This window comes from Variovorax sp. YR752 (assembly GCF_943372545.1).
Genome location: NZ_CALRZC010000046.1, coordinates 1 through 17,493, shown reverse-complemented (window position 1 = coordinate 17,493; position 17,493 = coordinate 1). Strand labels below are relative to the sequence as shown.

13 protein-coding genes and 1 riboswitch are annotated in these 17,493 nt (G+C 68.6%); of the genes, 5 read left to right on the top strand and 8 right to left on the bottom strand.

Annotated elements, in window-relative coordinates; translation table 11 throughout:
- The first annotated feature begins 95 nt into the window (after positions 1-95).
- Together AAG801_RS13420 and AAG801_RS13415 are read left to right on the top strand one after the other, a co-directional pair.
- Positions 96-1,253, top strand: coding sequence for a CoA transferase (locus AAG801_RS13420; RefSeq protein WP_341888816.1), 1,158 nt, complete (start codon positions 96-98; stop codon positions 1,251-1,253).
- A 39-nt stretch (positions 1,254-1,292) separates the two neighbouring features.
- Positions 1,293-2,225: a hypothetical protein gene (locus AAG801_RS13415; protein WP_341888815.1), complete on the top strand. Its 933-nt coding sequence runs from the start codon at positions 1,293-1,295 to the stop codon at positions 2,223-2,225.
- Here the strand turns inward: AAG801_RS13415 and AAG801_RS13410 are convergent.
- Positions 2,213-3,505, bottom strand: coding sequence for an amidohydrolase family protein (locus AAG801_RS13410; RefSeq protein ID WP_341888814.1), 1,293 nt, complete (start codon positions 3,503-3,505; stop codon positions 2,213-2,215). The two genes, AAG801_RS13415 and AAG801_RS13410, sit on opposite strands and share 13 nt — an antisense overlap.
- A gap of 980 nt (positions 3,506-4,485) precedes the next feature.
- Between AAG801_RS13410 and AAG801_RS13405 the strand changes: the two genes are divergently transcribed.
- The 3 genes from AAG801_RS13405 to AAG801_RS13395 all read left to right on the top strand — a co-directional run bounded on the left by AAG801_RS13405 (position 4,486) and on the right by AAG801_RS13395 (position 8,421).
- Positions 4,486-4,953 (top strand): hypothetical protein, encoded by a 468-nt coding sequence (locus tag AAG801_RS13405; RefSeq protein ID WP_341888813.1) that lies wholly within the window; start codon positions 4,486-4,488, stop codon positions 4,951-4,953.
- 5 nt (positions 4,954-4,958) lie between these two features.
- Positions 4,959-6,434, top strand: a complete 1,476-nt coding sequence (locus AAG801_RS13400) for a sugar transferase (protein ID WP_341888812.1) — start codon at positions 4,959-4,961, stop codon at positions 6,432-6,434.
- Positions 6,435-6,795: 361 nt separating this feature from the next.
- Entirely contained in the window at positions 6,796-8,421 is a 1,626-nt protein-coding gene (locus tag AAG801_RS13395; protein ID WP_341888811.1) for an alkaline phosphatase D family protein, read from the top strand.
- 42 nt (positions 8,422-8,463) lie between these two features.
- On the opposite strand, the gene uca is transcribed toward AAG801_RS13395, so the two are convergent.
- The 7 genes from uca to ppk2 all read right to left on the bottom strand — a co-directional run bounded on the left by uca (position 8,464) and on the right by ppk2 (position 17,331).
- The gene (gene uca / locus AAG801_RS13390; protein ID WP_341888810.1) at positions 8,464-12,075 is read right to left on the bottom strand and encodes an urea carboxylase; all 3,612 of its coding nucleotides are present in this window, start codon (positions 12,073-12,075) and stop codon (positions 8,464-8,466) included.
- A gap of 2 nt (positions 12,076-12,077) precedes the next feature.
- Complete coding sequence (locus tag AAG801_RS13385; protein ID WP_341888809.1) at positions 12,078-12,719, bottom strand: urea amidolyase associated protein UAAP2; 642 nt, start codon at positions 12,717-12,719, stop codon at positions 12,078-12,080.
- 5 nt (positions 12,720-12,724) lie between these two features.
- On the bottom strand, positions 12,725-13,456 hold the full coding sequence (locus tag AAG801_RS13380) for an urea amidolyase associated protein UAAP1 (RefSeq protein ID WP_341888808.1): 732 nt from the start codon (positions 13,454-13,456) through the stop codon (positions 12,725-12,727).
- Positions 13,453-14,226, bottom strand: a complete 774-nt coding sequence (locus AAG801_RS13375) for an ABC transporter ATP-binding protein (RefSeq protein ID WP_341888807.1) — start codon at positions 14,224-14,226, stop codon at positions 13,453-13,455. Before AAG801_RS13375 ends, AAG801_RS13380 begins: the two co-directional genes overlap by 4 nt.
- A complete protein-coding gene (locus AAG801_RS13370) occupies positions 14,223-15,038 on the bottom strand; it encodes an ABC transporter permease subunit (RefSeq protein ID WP_341888806.1) in 816 nt (271 codons plus the stop codon). Before AAG801_RS13370 ends, AAG801_RS13375 begins: the two co-directional genes overlap by 4 nt.
- Positions 15,039-15,055: 17 nt before the next feature.
- Positions 15,056-16,114, bottom strand: a complete 1,059-nt coding sequence (locus AAG801_RS13365) for a putative urea ABC transporter substrate-binding protein (protein WP_341888805.1) — start codon at positions 16,112-16,114, stop codon at positions 15,056-15,058.
- Positions 16,115-16,174: 60 nt separating this feature from the next.
- Positions 16,175-16,277, bottom strand: a riboswitch (guanidine-I (ykkC/yxkD leader).
- Between the two features lie 139 nt (positions 16,278-16,416).
- Positions 16,417-17,331 (bottom strand): polyphosphate kinase 2, encoded by a 915-nt coding sequence (gene ppk2 / locus AAG801_RS13360; protein WP_341888804.1) that lies wholly within the window; start codon positions 17,329-17,331, stop codon positions 16,417-16,419.
- Between the last annotated feature and the right edge of the window lie 162 nt (positions 17,332-17,493).

Genomic DNA, 17,493 nt, shown 5'->3' with positions numbered 1-17,493 from the left:
CCGGCTTCGCGGGCCGGTGATTCGCGTTTCGTTGGTTTCAGGCGGCCGCTGCCGCGTGGACAATCGCGCTCGCCGCGGCGCAGGAGACACAGGACATGGACGCACTCGCAGGACTGAAGGTGCTGGAACTCGGCCAGCTCATCGCCGGGCCGTTCGCCGGCAAGACGCTGGCCGACTTCGGCGCCGACGTGATCAAGATCGAGCCGCTCGAGGGCGGCGACCCGCTGCGGACTTGGCGGCTGCTGCGCGAGGGCACCTCGGTGTGGTGGGAGGTGCAGTCGCGCAACAAGCGCTCGGTGGCGCTGGACCTGCGCACTGCCGAAGGCCAGGCCGCGGTGCGCGCGCTGGCGGCGCAGGCCGACGTGCTGATCGAGAACTTCAAGCCCGGCACGATGGAAGGCTGGGGCCTGGGCTGGGAAGCGCTGCATGCGCTGAACCCGAAGCTGGTGATGCTGCGCGTTTCGGGCTACGGCCAGACCGGGCCCTACCGCGACAAGCCCGGCTTCGGCGTGCTCGGCGAGGCGATGGGCGGCCTGCGCCACCTGACCGGCGAGCCGGGGCGTGTGCCGGTGCGCACCGGCGTCTCGATCGGCGACACGCTGGCCGCGCTGCACGGTGTCATCGGCGTGCTGATGGCGCTGCGCCACCGCGAGGTCAACGGCGGGCAAGGCCAGGTGGTGGACGTGGCGCTGTACGAGAGCGTGTTCAACGTGATGGAGAGCCTGCTGCCCGAGTACGACGCCTTCGGCGCGGTGCGCGGCGCCGCCGGCTCGGCCCTGCCGGGTATCGCGCCGAGCAATGCCTACCGCTGCGGCGATGGCGCGTACGTGCTGATCGGCGGCAACGGCGACGGCATCTTCAAGCGCCTGATGCGCGCCATCGAGCGTGCCGACCTGGCCGACGACCCCGCGCTGGCGCGCAACGACGGCCGCGTGGCCCGCGTGGCGGAGATCGACGCGGCCATCGAGGCCTGGACCGTGCGGCGCCCGATCGCCGAGGTGATCAGCGCGCTCGACGCCGCGGCCGTGCCGGCCGGGCGCATCTACACCGTGGCCGACATCGCCGCCGACCCGCAGTACCAGGCCCGCGACATGATCGTGCAGACCCACGACGCCGACGGCCGGCCGCTGAAGGTGCCGGGCATCGTGCCCAAGCTGTCGGCCACGCCGGGGCGACTGCGCACGCCGGCGCCGCGGCTGGGCGAGCATGGGGGAGAGGTGCTCGGGGCGGAAGGGTGGCAGGCGAGTCGCTAGACTGGCCGCCACGACACCTTCAACCCGTCGACCCGCCCGATGCCTGAGCAACCCGGACACCTCGGCCCCCCTGCGGCCGGTTCGCCGCCAGCTGGCCCCTCGCCACCGGGGCGTGCGCTCGACATCGCCGCACTCGGCATCGATGCACGCGACCGTGCCGTGCTGGTCTCGATGACGCGCATGCTCGATGGCCAGGCGGGCTTGAGCCTGCGCTGGGTGGAAGACGTCAACGCCTGCACCACGCTGTTCGTGCCGCACGACTGGACGCAGTACGTCTCGCCGCCGCGGGTGTTGGTGCGGCTCACGCCACGCGGCGCGACGCCGGCCAAGTCGCCGCGCGGCCTGTCGGTGGCCTTGCCGCTGCGTGTCGGCGAGATGACCGGGATGCTCGAAGCCGCTGCAGCACTGCACGAACTGGCGCGCGGCGCCGTGCAGCGCGGGCATGCCCCCGTGGCGCTGTATGCATTGCGCGACTTGCTGGTCGGCGCCCTGCTCGCCGGCGAGCGTCGGCGCACGCTGTTCGGCCTGGGTGACGGGCACGTCATGATCGTCGACTTCCGCACGGGCGAGATCGCGAGCTCGCTGCCGCAGGCCGAACTGCTGGCGCGCCCGCTGCAACTGACCGACCCGAAGCGTGCGCCCGCCGACCTGTCGTGGCCGGGTGCGACGCACGCCTTGCAGCTCTCGACCGTGCTGTGGGGCATGACGCACGCGCTCATCGACCAGGGCGTCTCGCCGCGCACGATCAACGGTCGCTACCAGCTCACGCAGGCACCCGAGCCCGTGGTGCTCTCGCGCCCGAAGATGGCTGGGCTGGCGACCGCCTGGACGCAGCGCGCCATGAACGTTGGCGAAGCGGCCGTGGCGGGCCGGCTCTCGGCCTTCGAGATCCTGTGGTTCCTCAGCACGGCCTTGGCGCTGGGCATCGCGGTGCCGGCGGAAGATGCCTCAGGCGCAGGTCATCTGGCGTAGATCAGCTTTCCGCCGCGCACCACGCACTTCACCGCAGCGAAGTTCCTGGCGTCCTGAGCGGGGTCGGCCTCCAGCACCACCAGGTCGGCGTCGAACCCCGGCGCGATGCGCCCGCGCCGGCCGGATTCGTTCCACCGCGCCGCCGGCGCCGTGGTGAGCGAGGCCAGGATCTGCATGGGGCTCATGCCCGCCTGCGCCATCAGCTCGTACTCTTCGGTGGGGTCGGTGTCGGTCATGTAGTCGACGTCGGTGCCGAACAGCACGGTGCCGCCGGCCGCGGCGAATTGGCCGAACTCCTGCACGCTTTCGTTGACGATGCGCTCGGCAATCTCCTTCGGCACCTGCTCCTTGGCCAGCTCGTGGCACAGCAGCTTGAGCGTGGGGATCATCGAGACCCCGTTGGCGCGCAGCTGGTCGAGCAGCGGCTTCGGCCAGGGCGCCGGCATGCCCAGCGGCGGGTGGGCCAGGATGTCCACCTGCGCGTTCAGCGCGGCCTGCACGCCGTCGAAGTCGGTGGGGTGCGCGAAGACCAGCTTGCCGCGCCGGTGCGTGGCCTGCGCGGCAGCGGCGGCGATGTCGGCCCGCATGCGCTTGACCTTGCCCTCGCCCTGGGGCGCGGCGATGAACAGCTTGGTCGCGTCGGCGCCGGCGTCGAGGTTCTGCCGCACGGTGGCCAGGGCAGCGTCCACCGAGTCGGGCTGCGGCAGCTTGTTGCGGAACGCCGGATCGAGGTGATCGAGGTACATCGGCAGGCCGTCGTGCGGAAACAGCGCCCAGCCGGCGGTGAGGATGCGAGGCCCCGCGAGTTCGCCCTTGTCGACGCGTGCGCGCAAGGCCAGCGTGTTGTCGCGATCGGAGGCGATGTCGAAGACGGTGGTGAAGCCCCAGCGTGTGGCCAGCTCCGTGAGGCCTGCCTCGAGCGCTACCGCAGGCCGCGTGCGAGCGTTGCCGAACGTGCTGCCGATCAGGTGGACGTGGCTGTTCTGGAAGCCCGCGAGGATGACGCCGCCATCGCACTGCGGAGCGAGCGATGGTGTGGCTTCGGAGCCCTTGTCGGCGGGGCCGACCGAGGCCACCTTGCTGCCGCGGACGAGGACCACGCCATTCGTGATCGGCGTGACGTCAGGCGACGGGTAGACCGTGGTTGCGCGCAAGGCCTGGCTCGCCGAGGGCGCTGCGTGAGCCGCAGGCCAGGCGGGCACCAGCAACATCAGGCAGGCCAAGGCGAGAGGGTTCTTTCGACGGGGCATCGGGTACGGGTCCTGGGGGGAGTGACTCATGGCGGGTGGGACTGACGCGAATGGGAAGCTCGTGAGCTATGGCTGTGAGGGGCAATCGCGAGACCGAGAATATCGTGCGAGGGCACGTCCGAGCGGTGGGGCTGATTCAATGGACGTGAGCGCACTTGGGAACTGCCGTTCGCCATCTCCTGGAAGTGGCGTTGACCACGTTGCCCTAGGAGCTAACGCAAGACGGCTTTGCCTTGCACGCCCATCGAGTTGGATGTCAGCCTTTTCGTGACGCCTGAGATCACCTCGGCAGCCATAGAACGAACAGGGCTTCTCGCCGAGCGACATGAAGGCTGGCGAAGCTGTTACTGCGGCGGGCGGCTTGTGGTTTCTCAGCACGGCGTTGGCCCTGGGCATCGCGTGCCGGCAACCGGGTCACATGTGGCCACCGCGCAGGGCTGAGTAGCATTGACCGAGCGGACTTGGCGCGGCTGGCCCCCAACGACGGCCGCGTGGCCGAGATCGATGCGGCCATCGAGACCTGGACCCTGCGGCGCCCGAGTGCCGAGGTGATTCGCGCGCTCGACGCCGCGGCTGGGGGAGCACGGGCAAGCGGTGCTCGGGGTGGGGGAGTGGCCGGGGCGGGCTGAGGCGGAAGACTGGAAAGAAAAGGTGAGGTCTATAGGCGCTCGCGGCCATGCATCGCCGATTGAGAAAGTCACCTTCCGGACCTTCCCAAACTCCGCCGAACTCGCGAACCACGCGCGCGAGTTGACTAGAAAGTGCTGACCGGGGACGAGCCGTTTGCGTACTGTTGAGATGAGAGCGCTCGGATCGGCGGCCAACCGGCGCAAGCCGAAGCTCTTGCCAACACTCCGGCAACAAGCCGTTGTTGGATTGCAGACTAGTAAAGTTGGGGACACTCCCGGTCTTCGCTGAGCGTGGCGGGACGGTTGAAACTAGCGCGCTGAAGGCGGCGCCGGTGCCAATCGCCAAGTTGCCGTACTGGTGGTGTTTGAACGGAGACTGCCTTGTCAGAACATCAGAGAGACGCCCGTGTTCCTCCTAGCGTTGGCAAGATCCTCGGGCTCGACCCAGACGGGATAGGAAGTGTTTCGATAGAGGACATCGTAGGCAGTGCGCCAGCGGTAAAGATGCTTGTGCATCAGTACTACGAACTTGAAAAAGCTGCCGAGCGACTTCGCCTAGCGAACCTCAAGTACGAAGAGGAGATCAGCAAGCGAGGTGAGAACGAGTTGCTTCGGAACTCTGTTGCAGCCTTGGAACAACAGTTGAGCATCTATGAAGACTTCGAGCGCGCATACGCGAATAAGAAGTGGGCCGCGCGACTGGGCGCGTTTATGCAACTGGTAAGTAGCGTTGCCGTAGGCATTGGAGTCAACTTGTCGACGCCGACGCCATCAGTTGGGGGCGTCGTGTTGATTGCACTCGGTGTCGTCATCGCAATAGTTGGTATTTATGCCGCGTCGAAGGGTTGAGTGCCATGTCGAATGCACGGTTCATCTTTCGATCCCAAGGTGACGCGGTGGCCTTCATTGAAGATGGCCACGTCTTTGCTTTGGACGGCCAAACCGTAGGCTTTGTCGATGATCGAGAGCGAGTCTACGATCGTGCTGGCCAGTACAAGGGTTTTCTGCTGCGTGATGGGCGCGTCGCACTCAAGTCTGACGAAGCGATCTCAAGGATTGAGCCTCCGCCTCTAAGAGAGAAGGCTGCTGCGCGACCGATGGTCATTCCCCAGCGATTGCCTATGCCTCCGCTTCGTGAGCCGATTGTCGAGGCCATCGTCGTCGCCCCGCTTGAGCCTGAGCGTCGTGTCGGGTTCCCCACAACCGTCGTCGCCTTCGCATCAGCGAGCGTCGTTGCCTTGACTGCCACGGCTTCGTTCCTGGCCACTCGTGACTCTTGGTTTGCGGGCTCTGCGACTACCGGCAAAGTACTTGCGGGATTGGCTATTCTGACTATCGCTTGTGCGCTGGTTGCTTCAGTCGTCAGGCGTCGTTCAAGAGGCATTCAACCTAGGGTGGTTCTCGTCGCAGAAGCCCGAACGGCGGCATCGATTCGAGATGAGCTAGTGGGAAAGGGAATGCGCATTGCTGACGTGGTCGAGGTGATTGATCTTGAGGAAACTTCGCCTCCCGATCTGTCGCGCGCCGCTTCTCTCCTGAGAGCTGGGAAGATCGATAAGGTCCTAGTTTCGGACGACCGATCAGCAGTGCTACGAAAGATTCAAGCGCTTTCTGGCGTGCGCTGCGCTAAGGACGTGCAATCGGCAACTGAGTTCATCGACGACAGAGCAGGAAGAGTTCCCCTATGGCTACTAGGAACTGGCGGAATCGAAACGTTGCGGCGAACTCGTAGAGCTAGTCGCGCGCAGAGAATCGTCAAGCGAGCCTTTGACGTGGTTGCCTCCGGCCTGCTTCTGGTCCTCCAGTTGCCGGTCATGGTACTGGTGACGATAGCCATAAAGTTGGACTCACCAGGTCCGGTGCTGTATCGGCAGGAGCGCGTCGGCTTAGGTGGTCGGACATTTCATGTCCTCAAGTTTCGGAGCATGCGAAACGATGTTGAAAGGGATGGTGTCGCGCGCTGGGCAACTAAGAACGACCCAAGAGTTACACGTGTTGGATCGTTCATTCGAAAGTCAAGGATCGATGAGCTACCCCAACTGCTTTGCGTACTCCGCGGCGATATGAGCATGGTTGGTCCACGCCCCGAGAGACCAGTCTTTGCGGAACATATGAAAGAAGTCATTCCCGCATACGATCTTCGGAATCTCGTCAAACCCGGTGTGACAGGGTGGGCTCAAGTCATGTATTCGTATGGTGCAAGCGTTGAGGATGCTCGCATTAAGCACGAATACGATCTCTACTACATTAAGAATGTGTCCCTAGCGCTTGATCTGTCAATACTCGTTCGGACCATCGAGGTTGTACTCTTCTCGGAAGGGAGTCGCTGATGCCCTCCCGCGTGGGTCACGGCGCAGCCAGATGACTATTTTTGGCTGCTGTCGGACTAAGTGCGTAAGGACCGCGCCGCCAGGCGCTCTACTGAGATTTAAAGTGCATCACATGCTCCGAATGGGTCGCCTTCTTCTCTGAAGTGGCAAGCCGAACGGTGTATCTCGCGGCTGGGCGGCAGCCTTGAAGGGCAGGTCAGGTCTGCGGGCATCTCTGGACGGCTGCAAATCCCCGCTCGCTCGTGTTTGACTCCGAACTCTTGGCAGCAGAATGTTGCGACACCCCCCGTCACCACTCGGTCACGCCCCTGCCATCTGCGCTTCCTAGCCTGCGGGCTGGTTCACCCCAGGAGCGCAGCCCATGACCTCATCCCTTCTCACCGGCCGCCGCCGGTTCCTCCAGTTCGGCACCGCCGCCGCCGGCAGCCTGGCCGCGCCAGCGCTGATCGCGGCCGATGCGTCGCGGCCCGTGGCCGCGCAAGGCCTGCAGTTCGGTGACCCGGCCGATGGTTCGGTGCTCGTCTGGAGCCGCAGCGACCGCGCCGCGCGCCTGCTGGTCGACTGGAGCCTGGACCGCAGCTTCGCGCAGTCCACCCGCATCGTCGGCCCCTATGCGCTGCCCGATGCCGACTTCATCGCGCGGCAAGACCTCACCGGCCTGCCCGACGACCGCGAGGTGTTCGTGCGCGTGTCCTTCCAGTCGCTGGCCAATGACCGCGCGCTCTCCGAGCCGGTGCTCGGCCGCCTGATCACGCCGCCCGCATCGCGCGGCCACGACGACGACGGCTGGCACAGCGGCCGCCACGGCAACGGCCGCCTGAGCGACCTGCGTTTCGTCTGGGGTGGTGACACTGCCGGCCAGGGCTGGGGCATCAACCCGGCCTTCGGCGGCATGAAGATCTACGAGAGCATGCGCCAGCGCCAGCCGCGATTCTTCATCCACAGCGGCGACACCATCTATGCCGACGGGCCGATCCGCGAGAGCGTCACCGCCGAGGGCGGGCGCCTGTGGCAGAACATCGTCACGCCCGAGGTCAGCAAGGTGGCCGAGACGCTGGACGAGTTCCGCGGCCGCTACCGCTACAACCTGCTCGACGAGAACGTGCGCCGCTTCAACGCCGAGGTGCCGCAGATCTGGCAGTGGGACGACCACGAGGTCGTCAACAACTGGTCCGACTCGAAGGACCTGTCGGCCGACACGCGCTACACCGAGAAGAACGTGCCGCTGCTCACCGCCCGCGGCACCCGCGCTTTCCTCGACTACGCGCCGCTGCGCCCGTTCGACGCGCGCGAGTCGCAGCGCGTCTACCGCAAGTTCTCGCACGGCCCGCTGCTCGAGGTGTTCGTCATCGACATGCGCAGCTACCGCGGCCCGAACACCGACAACCTGCAGCCGGTGCCCGGCGCCGACACCGCCTTCCTCGGCCGCGAGCAACTCGAGTGGCTCAAGCGCGGCCTCGACAAGTCCAAGGCCGTGTGGAAGGTGATCGCTGCCGACATGCCGATCGGCCTGAACATCGGCGACGGCACCAACGCCTCGGGCCTGCCGCGCTGGGAAGCCATCGCCAACGGCAACGCCAGCGGGCCGCTGGGCCGCGAGCTGGAAGTCGCCGAGCTGCTGCGCTTCATCCGCCACCAGCGGGTGCGCAACACCGTCTGGCTGACGGCCGACGTGCACTACTGCGCCGCCCACTACTACGACCCGCAGCGCGCCGCGTTCAACGACTTCGAGGGCTTCTGGGAGTTTGTCTCCGGCCCGCTGAACGCCGGCAGCTTCGGGCCGAACACGCTCGACGGCACCTTCGGCCCGCAGGTGGTGTTCCAGAAGGCGCCGCCGGCCGGGCAGGTCAACCTGTCGCCCTATGCCGGGCTGCAGTTCTTCGGCGAGGTCAACATCGACGCACGCAGCGCGGCGATGACGGTGGACCTGCGCGACCTCGGCGGTGCGTCGGTGTTCAGCAAGACGCTGCTGCCGCGCTTCGGCTGACGCGCTGGGGTGGGGCCGCGCGCGGCCTCACCCCCGCGTCGCTCACACGGCGTCAATGACCACCAGGCACTGCCCCGCACGCACCGTGGAGCCCGGCTGCGCGCGCAGCTCACGCACCACGCCGGCACAGGGCGACTCGAGCGAAATCTCCATCTTCATCGACTCCAGCACCGCCAGCGTCTCGCCCGCGGCGACGCGCTGGCCCACGGCCACGTGCAGTTGCCACAGGTTGCCGGCGATGTGGCTCTCCACCGCGTGCTGGCCTTCGCCCAGCGGCACGTCGTCGCCCAGTTCGGCGGCGACGCTCTCGCTGTCGAACTGCGCCTGGCCGCTGGCCGTCCAGCGCTGCCGCTCGGCATCGAAGGCCGCCCGCTGGCGCGCACGGAACGCGGCGATGCCCTCGGCCTCGGCCGCCAGGAAGGCCTCGTAGTCGGCCAGCCGCAGTTCGCCCGTCTCGATGCGCAGCGGGTGGCGGCCGAGCGGGAAGTCGCGGCGGATGCGCAGCAGTTCGTCCGCGCTCACCGGGTGGAAGCGGATCTGGTCGAAGAAGCGCAGCAGCCACGGCTTGCCGTCGAACGCGGCGACGCGGCGGTAGCGGTTCCACATCTGCAGCGTGCGGCCGACGAACTGGTAGCCGCCCGGGCCTTCCATGCCGTAGATGCACAGGTAGGCGCCGCCGATGCCCACCGAGTTCTCCGCCGTCCAGGTGCGCGCCGGGTTGTACTTCGTGGTCACCAGGCGGTGGCGCGGGTCCAGCGGCGTGGCCACCGGCGCGCCGAGGTAGACGTCGCCCAGCCCCATCACCAGGTAGCAGGCGTCGAAGACGGTGCGCCACACCGCGGCTTCGTCGGGCAGGTCGTTGATGCGGCGGATGAACTCGAGGTTGCTCGGGCACCAGGGCGCGTCCTTGCGCACCGTCGTCATGTATTTCTGGATCGCGAGGCGGCACGCCGGGTCGTCCCACGACAGCGGCAGGTGCACCGTGCGCGAGGGAACGGCCAGGTCGTGCGCCTCACAGACACGCTCCCATTCGCCGGCGATCAGATCGAGCAGGCGCGCCAGCGGCAGCACGCGCGGCTGGTAGTGCACCTGCAGCGAGCGGATGCCCGGGGTCAGGTCGATCACACCGGCGAGGCCTTTTGCCTCCAGCGCCTGCATCAGCGCGTGCGCACGGAAGCGCAGCACCAGGTCGAGCTCGGGCGGGCCCACTTCCAGCAGCAGGTGCGTGTCGCCGGACAGGCGCGCCACCAGCCGCTTGCCGCCGGTGCCGAGGTCCAGCACCACCGGCGATGCCAGCGGCGCCGGCTGCCAGCCGGTCTCCACCGGCGCCAGCGCCGCGATCTCGGCGCTGCGCGCGTCGGCGAGCTGCCGTGCAGTGGCCAGGTCCACCGGCACGAAGCGCACGCGGTCACCCGCCTTGAGTTGCCCGAGCTGCCACAGGTCGGCCTCGATGACCGTGACCGGGCAGACGAAGCCGCCCAGGCTCGGCCCGTCCGGCCCGAGGATCACCGGCATGTCGCCGGTGAAATCGACCGCGCCGACGGCGTAGGGGTTGTCGTGGATGTTGGAGGGGTGCAGCCCGGCCTCGCCGCCGCTGTCGCGCGCCCACTCCGGCTTGGGGCCGATCAGCCGCACGCCGGTGCGGCTGGAGTTGAAGTGCACTTCCCAGTCGCTGGCGAAGAAGGTCGCGATGGACTCGGGGGTGAAGTACTCCGGCGCGCCGTGCGGCCCGTACACCACCCGCAGCGTGCGCAGCGCGGGCAGCGCGGTGCAAAGGGCCGGCAGCAGCGTGGCGCCGGTGCTCGCGTCGGCGTGGGCGTCGGCCAGCGGCTGCAGGTGCAGCACGTCGCCGGCGCGCAGCGCGCGGCCGCCGTGGCCGCCGAACAGGCCGAGCGTGAAGGTGCTCTTGCTGCCCAGGTAGTCCGGCACCTGCAGCCCGCCGCGCAGCAGCAGGTAGCTGCGCGCACCGCTGCCGCTGATCGCGCCGAGCGCCAGCGTGCTGCCGGCCGGCACGAACAGGGCGGTGTCCATCGCCTGCGCCACGCCGTTCAGCAGCACCGGCAGCAGCGCGCCGGTCACCGCGACCACCGCGTCGGTGCGGAAGCGCAGCTGCGGTCCGCTCATCGTGATCTCGAGGCCGGCCGCGCCCTCGGGGTTGCCGAGCCGCCGGTTGCCCAGGCGCAGCGCACGATCGTCCATCGGGCCGGACGGCGGCACGCCGACCGCCCAGTGCCCGAGCCGGCCCGGCCAGTCCTGCACGGTGGTCTGCGTGCCGGCGGACAGCACGTCGAACGCCGTGCTGCGGTAGGCCAGGCCTTCGAGGCAGCGCGTCCACGGCCGGCCCTCGGCGAACGGCGCGTCGGCGAGGATCTGCCGCAGGTAGCTGCGGTTGGTCTCGACGCCATAGAGGCGCGTGCCGGCCAGCGCGCCGTCGAGCGCGGCGCGGGCGGCCTCGCGGTCCGGCGCCCAGGCGATCAGCTTGGCGATCATCGGGTCGAAGAACGGCGGGATCTCGCAGCCGGCCTGCACCCAGGTGTCGATGCGCAGGCTGCGGCCGTCGGCCGGCGGGAACTCGACCTCGGTCAGCAGCCCCGGGCTGGGCTGGAAGTCGCGGCCCGGGTCTTCGGCATACAGGCGGGCCTGGATCGCGTGGCCGCTGGGCTGCAGGCCGCGGGCCAGCTCCGCCAGCGGCGGCAGCGTGCCCGCGGCCAGTTCGATCATCCAGCGCACCAGGTCCACGCCCCAGACCTGCTCGGTCACGCCGTGCTCCACCTGCAGGCGCGTGTTGACCTCGAGGAAGTAGAAGCGCTGCGCCTGGCTGTCGTAGACGAACTCGACCGTGCCGGCGCTGCGGTAGTCGACCGCGCGTGCGAGCGTCACGGCCGCGTCGCACAGCGCCTGGGCCATGCCCTCGGGCAGGCCGGGCGCCGGCGTTTCCTCGAGCACCTTCTGGTTGCGCCGCTGCACCGAGCAGTCGCGCACGCCGAGCGCGAGCACCTCGCCGCGGCCGTCGCCGAACACCTGCACCTCGAGGTGGCGGGCCCGCTCGATGTACTTCTCGATGAACACGCCGGCATCGCTGAAGTTGTTCTGGCCCAGGCGCTGCACCACCGCGAAGGCCTGCGCCAGCTCGTCGGCCGACTGGCACACGCGCATGCCGATGCCGCCGCCGCCGGCGGTGCTCTTGAGCATCACCGGGTAGCCGACCCGCTCGCCGGCCGCCAGCGCCGCGGCGACGTCGGGCAGCAGGTCGGTGCCTTCGAGCAGCGGCACGCCCTGCTCGCGGGCCAGCGCGCGCGCCGTGTGCTTGAGGCCGAACACGCGCAGCTGCTGCGGCGTCGGGCCGACGAACACGATGCCGGCGTCTTCGCAGGCCTGCGCGAAGGCGGCGTTCTCGGACAGGAAGCCGTAGCCCGGGTGGATGGCCTGCGCCCCGGTCTCGCGGGCGATGCGCAGCAGCTTGTCGACCGCGAGATACGTGCCCGCAGCCGGGCCGTCGCCCAGTTCCACCGCCTCGTCGGCATCGCTGACGTGCAGGCTGGCGACGTCGGCCTCGGCATACACCGCCACGCCCTTGACGTGCAGGGCGCGAAGCGTGCGCAGGATGCGGCAGGCGATCGCGCCGCGGTTGGCAATCAGGACCTTGTCGAACATGGTCAGTTCCACACCAGCACTTCGGCTGGCGTCGGGTTCCAGCCGTTGCACGGGTTGTTGAGCTGCGGGCAGTTGGAGATCAGCACGATCACGTCCATCTCCGCGCGCAGCTCGACGTACTTGCCGGGGCCGGAGACGCCGTCCTCGAAGGTCAGGCCGCCGGCTTCGGTGACCGGCACGTTCATGAAGAAGTTGATGTTGGCGCCGATGTCGCGCTTGCCGAGCCGGCCGTCGTGCAGGCAGGCGCACAGGAAGTTGTCGCGGCAGCTGTGCATGTAGCGCTTGCCGAGCGCGTAGCGCACGCTGTTGCTCTCCTGCGCGCAGGCGCCGCCCAGCGTGTCGTGGCGCCCGCAGGTGTCGGCCACGATGGTCAGCAGCGGGTTGCCGAGGTTGGAGTACAGCACGCTGCCGGTGGTCAGGTAGACGTTGTTCTGGCGGCGCAGCGTGCGCTGCGGGTCGTAGCGCTCGCTCGGGCGGGCGGCGCTGTAGAACAGCGTGTCGACGGCCTGGTTGCCTTCGAGGTCGAGCAGGCGCAGGGTCTGCCCGGCCTTCAGCTCGAACAGGTAGGGCTCGCCGGCCGGGATGACATGGCGGAACACGGCGGTCTCCGGCGACCGCGCGCTGGGCGTGAGGGACGGGCTCATGGTGTTCACAGGTGGAAGCGTTCGGTGTTGTGGAAGGCGCGCGCGTTCTCGGGGCGCGACTGCCGGCAGGCGGTGCTGATGCCGTCGCTGTGCGAGGCAGTCCACGCCAGCTTCACCGGCCGCGGCCGGTACTGCGGCTCGGGGTCCATCGGGTGCTGCAGCGCGGTCAGCACCACCAGCGTGTCCATCGGTGCGTAGAGCGCGACGTGATCGCCGGCCTTCGAATGTCCGGGCACGAAGTGGAAGGCGCCGTCGGCATCGACCGTGACCTTGCTGAACAGGTTGACCACCATCAGCAGGTCGGGCAGGTCGAGGTTCCACTTGCCGAGTTCGACCAGCAGGTTGTCGCATCCATTGCGGAAGAAGCCGTTGCGCAGCTCCTGGTAACGGCCGCTGCCGTACCTGGCCTGCACTTCTTCGGCGTTCAGCACGCCGCCCACGCTGTCGTGCCAGCCGCAGCTGTCGGAGACGATCGCGGCCAGCACGCGGCCCATATCCGAGTACAGGCAGTGGCCGGCGGTCAGGCGGAAGGTGTGCTGGCCCTTCAGCGTGTCGGGCAGGTTCAGCCGTTCGCTGGGCTGCTGCGCGTTGAGCAGCATCATGCTGACGTTCGCGCCGCCTTCCAGGTCGGTCAGGCGCAGCACCTGGCCGCGCTTGAGCACGAACGAGAGCTGGCCGCCGCCGGGCACGGTCTCTTCGTACAGCGTGGTGTGCAGGTCGGGGGTGTCGTCGTTCATGCGGGGCTCCTCGCCGGCAGATCTGCCGGCAGTGCCGGGGCGCCGCTGCGCCCGGGGTTGAGGGGGATGTCGTAGGTGATGCGCGCGCCGTAGGCCAGCGGCTCGTGCGGGTCGATGCGCAGCTTGTCGAACACCAGCAGGCGCGTGCCGAGGTGGAAGCCTTCCGACAGGTCGTGCGTGACCATGAAGACGGTCAGCCGCGTCTCGCGCCACAGCTCCAGCAGCAGCTCGTGCATGTCCTTGCGGATGCCCGGGTCGAGGGCGCCGAAGGGCTCGTCGAGCAGCAGCATGCGCGGCCGCGTGATCAGCGCCTGGGCGATCGCCAGCCGCTGCTGCATGCCGCCGGAGAGCTGGTGCGGATAGCGCGCTAGCGACGCGCCCAGGCCCACGCGCTGCAGCATCTGCGCGGCGGCCTCGCGGGCGGCGCGCTTGCGGGCGCCGAACAGCCGGCCCAGCCAGGGCGCCGCCGGCAGTTCCAGGCCGATGGCCACGTTGTCCAGCACCGTCAGGTGCGGGAACACCGAGTAGCGCTGGAACACCACGCCGCGGCTGGCATCCGGCTCCGCCGCGAGCGGCACGCCGTCCAGCAGCAGCTGCCCCTTGCTCGGCCGCTCCTGGCCGAGCAGCAGCCGCAGGAAGGTGGACTTGCCGCAGCCGGAGGCTCCGACCAGCGTGCAGAACTCGCCCTCCTCGACGCTGAGGTTCAGCCCCTCGAGCACGACGTGGCTGCCGTAGCGCTGCCAGACGTTGCGCACCTCGACGAAGCTCATGATCCGCCGCCTTCCGACCACGGGAAGATCCGGCGGTGCAGCCGCTTCAGGCCCTGGTCCATGGCCCATGCCAGCAGCGTGATCCACGCGACGTAGGGCAGGATGATGTCCATCGACATGTAGCGGCGGACCAGGAAGATGCGGTAGCCCAGCCCGCTGGTCGCGGAGATCGCCTCGGCCGAGATGAGGAACAGCCAGGCCGCGCCGAGCATCAGCTGCAGCGAGACAAAAAGCCGCGCCAGCAGCACCGGCAGCACCACGCGCAGCACCACCGTCCAGCTGTTCGCGCCGAGTGTCTGCGCCTTGACGAAGGTCTCGCGCGGGATCTCGCGCGCGCGCTGCTCGAGGTCGCGCGCCAGCACCGGCGTGATGCCGATGACGATCAGCATCACCTTGGACAGCTCGTCGAGGCCGAAGACGATGAACAGGATCGGCAGGATGGCCAGCGGCGGGATCATCGACACCACCGCGAGCAGCGGCGACAGCGTCGCCCCCAGCAGCGGGAAGGTGCCGGCGGCGATGCCCAGGCACAGGCTCACGACGGCCGCCACGCCGATGCCGAGCAGCAGCCGCTGCAGGCTGGCTGCGGTGTCGGACCACAGCAGCACGTCGCCGGTGCGCTCGTCCTCGGTGAAGGCCAGCTGCCGCATGGCCTCGACCATCGACGACGCACCCGGCAGCAGCTTGTCGTCCGGGTTCTCCGCCAGGCGCAGCGACGACGCCACCGCATAGACGGCCACCAGCAGGATCAGTGGCAGCAGCGCGAGCAGCCACCGCCCGCCGGCGCCGGGTTGGCGATTGATGAAGCGCATGGCGGCGTGCCGGCGGCTCAGAGCTTGCCGTCGACGGCCATCTGCAGGTAGCTGGGGTCGAAGCGCAGCTTCACGTTCTTCGCATTGCCGTTGACCTTGCCGCCGGGGAAGGCGACGCCGATCGCGTCGGCGCTCCTGGCGCCGTCACCGAGCAGCTTCTTGTCGAACGAGAACTGCGAGACGCGCTTCATCGTCTCGGGCAGCTTGGGGCTGCTGACGAAGGCGAGCATGTCGGCCGGCGTGTACATCATCTCGGTGGTCTTCAGCTGCGCCTCGTAGCCGGGCAGGTCGGTGCCCGAGGCCTTGGCCATGAGGGTCAGGGCGTCCTTGTCCTTGGCCTTCATCAGCGCCATGATCTCGAACCACGCGCCGGTCAGCGCCTTGCCCAGCGCGGGGTTGTCCTTCAGCGTCGCGGTGTTGACGACCATCAGGTCGATGATCTCGCCGGGCACCTTGCTCGAGTCGAACACCATCGTGGCGCCGGGCGTGGCGGCGACGGTGGCGAGCTGCGGGTTCCAGGTGACGACCGAGCTGACCTTGGGCGTTCCGAAGGCGCCGACGATGTCGGCGTCCGAGGTGTTGACGACCTTGACGTCGCGTTCGCGCAGGCCGACCGAGTCCAGGCCGCGCGCCAGCAGGTAGTGCGAGACCGAGAACTGCACCAGGTTCACCGGCTGGCCCTTGATGTCCTTCATCGTCTTGCCGGCGCCCTTGAGCACGATGCCGTCGTTGCCGTTCGAGTAGCTGCCCGCGATCAGCGCCGTGCTGTCGACACCGCCGGCGGCGGGCACCGTCAGCGCGTCCATGTTGGTCATCGTGCAGCCGTCGAACTTGCCGGCGGTGTACTGGTTCAGCGACTCGACGTAGTCGTTCAGCTGGGTCACCTTGACGGTGACGCCGTACTTCTTCGCCCACTTGTCGATCACGCCCTTGGCCTGGATGTAGTCCCACGGCATCCAGCCGGCGTAGATGGTCCAGCAGACGTTGAAGCTGGTCTTGGGCGCGGCGCTGGCCGGCGTGGCCAGCAGGGCAGCAAGGCTGAGCGAGGCAGCAGCCAGGATTCGGCGGGAGATCATCGGTGGCACTCCGGTTGGGGTTGGCGGGCACGCGGGAGCAGCCAGACGCCGTTGACGCCGCTCTCCCGGGCTTTTGTCCCGCCGTGTAACCCCCAACCTGGAGGTCGTCAGCTCTCGGACCAGCATCCGCGCGAGGCGGATCGGAACCCTAGCCAACCATTTCGGACTGCAGCACTGACACTGCTCCCGGGCAGTGTGCTAGCAGGGAGCGTGCCAATCGACGCAGGCCGCTGGCGTGCCGGGCGCCCCAAGATGGCGCGGCGACCGCTCGCTGGCGGTGCGGCGGTCGGTGGTTGCGGCGCTCAGTAGGCGGCCGGCACGATCATCTCGGGCGGCACCGGCTGCCGCTCGTAGTCCTCATGGCGTTCGCGCTCGGGCATCGCGATCGATGTGCGCTCGACCTCCTGGTAGGGCATCTGCGCGAGCAGGTGGTGGATGCAGTTCAGCCGCGCCTTCTTCTTGTCGTCGGCCGGCACGACCCACCACGGCGCCTCGGGGATGTGGGTGCGCTCGAGCATGATCTCCTTGGCGCGCGTGTACTCCTCCCAGCGCCTGCGCGACTCCAGGTCCATCGGGCTGAGCTTCCACTGCTTCAGCGGGTCGTGGATGCGGCCGAGGAAGCGCAGCCGCTGCTCGTCGTCGGAGATCGAGAACCAGTACTTGATCAGCTGGATGCCCGAGCGCACCAGCATGCGCTCGAACTCCGGGGCAGAGCGGAAGAACTCCTCGTACTGGTCGTCGCTGCAGAAGCCCATCACCCGCTCGACGCCGGCGCGGTTGTACCAGCTGCGGTCGAACAGCACGATCTCGCCGCCGGCCGGCAGGTGCGAGGCGTAGCGCTGGAAGTACCACTGCGTGCGCTCGCGGTCGTTCGGCGCCGGCAGCGCGGCAACACGGCACACGCGCGGGTTCAGCCGCTGGGTGATGCGCTTGATCACGCCGCCCTTGCCGGCGGCGTCGCGGCCCTCGAACAGGATCACCACCTTGTGCTTCGTGGCCACCACCCAGTCCTGCAGCTTGACCAGCTCGCCCTGCAGGCGGAACAGCTCGCGGAAGTAGGCGTGGCGGGCCTCGCGGTCTTCCGGCGGGCGCGGCGTGCCGTCCTCGGCGATGCGCTCGAGCTGGCGGTCCTCCAGCTCGAGCTCGATCTCCTCGTCGAGGTCGTCGCGCAGGTCGTCGTGGATGCGGCGGATCAGGTCGGCGTCGATGTTGCTCACTGGTCGACCCTCCGCACTGCGTGCTGCGGGATGAGCGCTTGGGAGCGGCCCGGCGCGCTCACTGGACTACCCTCCGCACTGCGTGCTGCGGGATGAGCGCTTGGGAGCGGCCCGGCGCGCTCATGCGGGCACCTGCGCAGCCACCTCGACGAGACGCCGCGG

Coding starts and splice junctions, on each gene's coding strand:
- AAG801_RS13420 (WP_341888816.1), top strand. CDS start 96: ATGGACGCACTCGCAGGACTGAAGGTGCTGGAACTCGGCCAGCTCATC.
- AAG801_RS13415 (WP_341888815.1), top strand. CDS start 1,293: ATGCCTGAGCAACCCGGACACCTCGGCCCCCCTGCGGCCGGTTCGCCG.
- AAG801_RS13410 (WP_341888814.1), bottom strand. CDS start 3,505: ATGAGTCACTCCCCCCAGGACCCGTACCCGATGCCCCGTCGAAAGAAC.
- AAG801_RS13400 (WP_341888812.1), top strand. CDS start 4,959: ATGTCGAATGCACGGTTCATCTTTCGATCCCAAGGTGACGCGGTGGCC.
- AAG801_RS13395 (WP_341888811.1), top strand. CDS start 6,796: ATGACCTCATCCCTTCTCACCGGCCGCCGCCGGTTCCTCCAGTTCGGC.
- uca (WP_341888810.1), bottom strand. CDS start 12,075: ATGTTCGACAAGGTCCTGATTGCCAACCGCGGCGCGATCGCCTGCCGC.
- AAG801_RS13385 (WP_341888809.1), bottom strand. CDS start 12,719: ATGAGCCCGTCCCTCACGCCCAGCGCGCGGTCGCCGGAGACCGCCGTG.
- AAG801_RS13380 (WP_341888808.1), bottom strand. CDS start 13,456: ATGAACGACGACACCCCCGACCTGCACACCACGCTGTACGAAGAGACC.
- AAG801_RS13375 (WP_341888807.1), bottom strand. CDS start 14,226: ATGAGCTTCGTCGAGGTGCGCAACGTCTGGCAGCGCTACGGCAGCCAC.
- AAG801_RS13370 (WP_341888806.1), bottom strand. CDS start 15,038: ATGCGCTTCATCAATCGCCAACCCGGCGCCGGCGGGCGGTGGCTGCTC.
- AAG801_RS13365 (WP_341888805.1), bottom strand. CDS start 16,114: ATGATCTCCCGCCGAATCCTGGCTGCTGCCTCGCTCAGCCTTGCTGCC.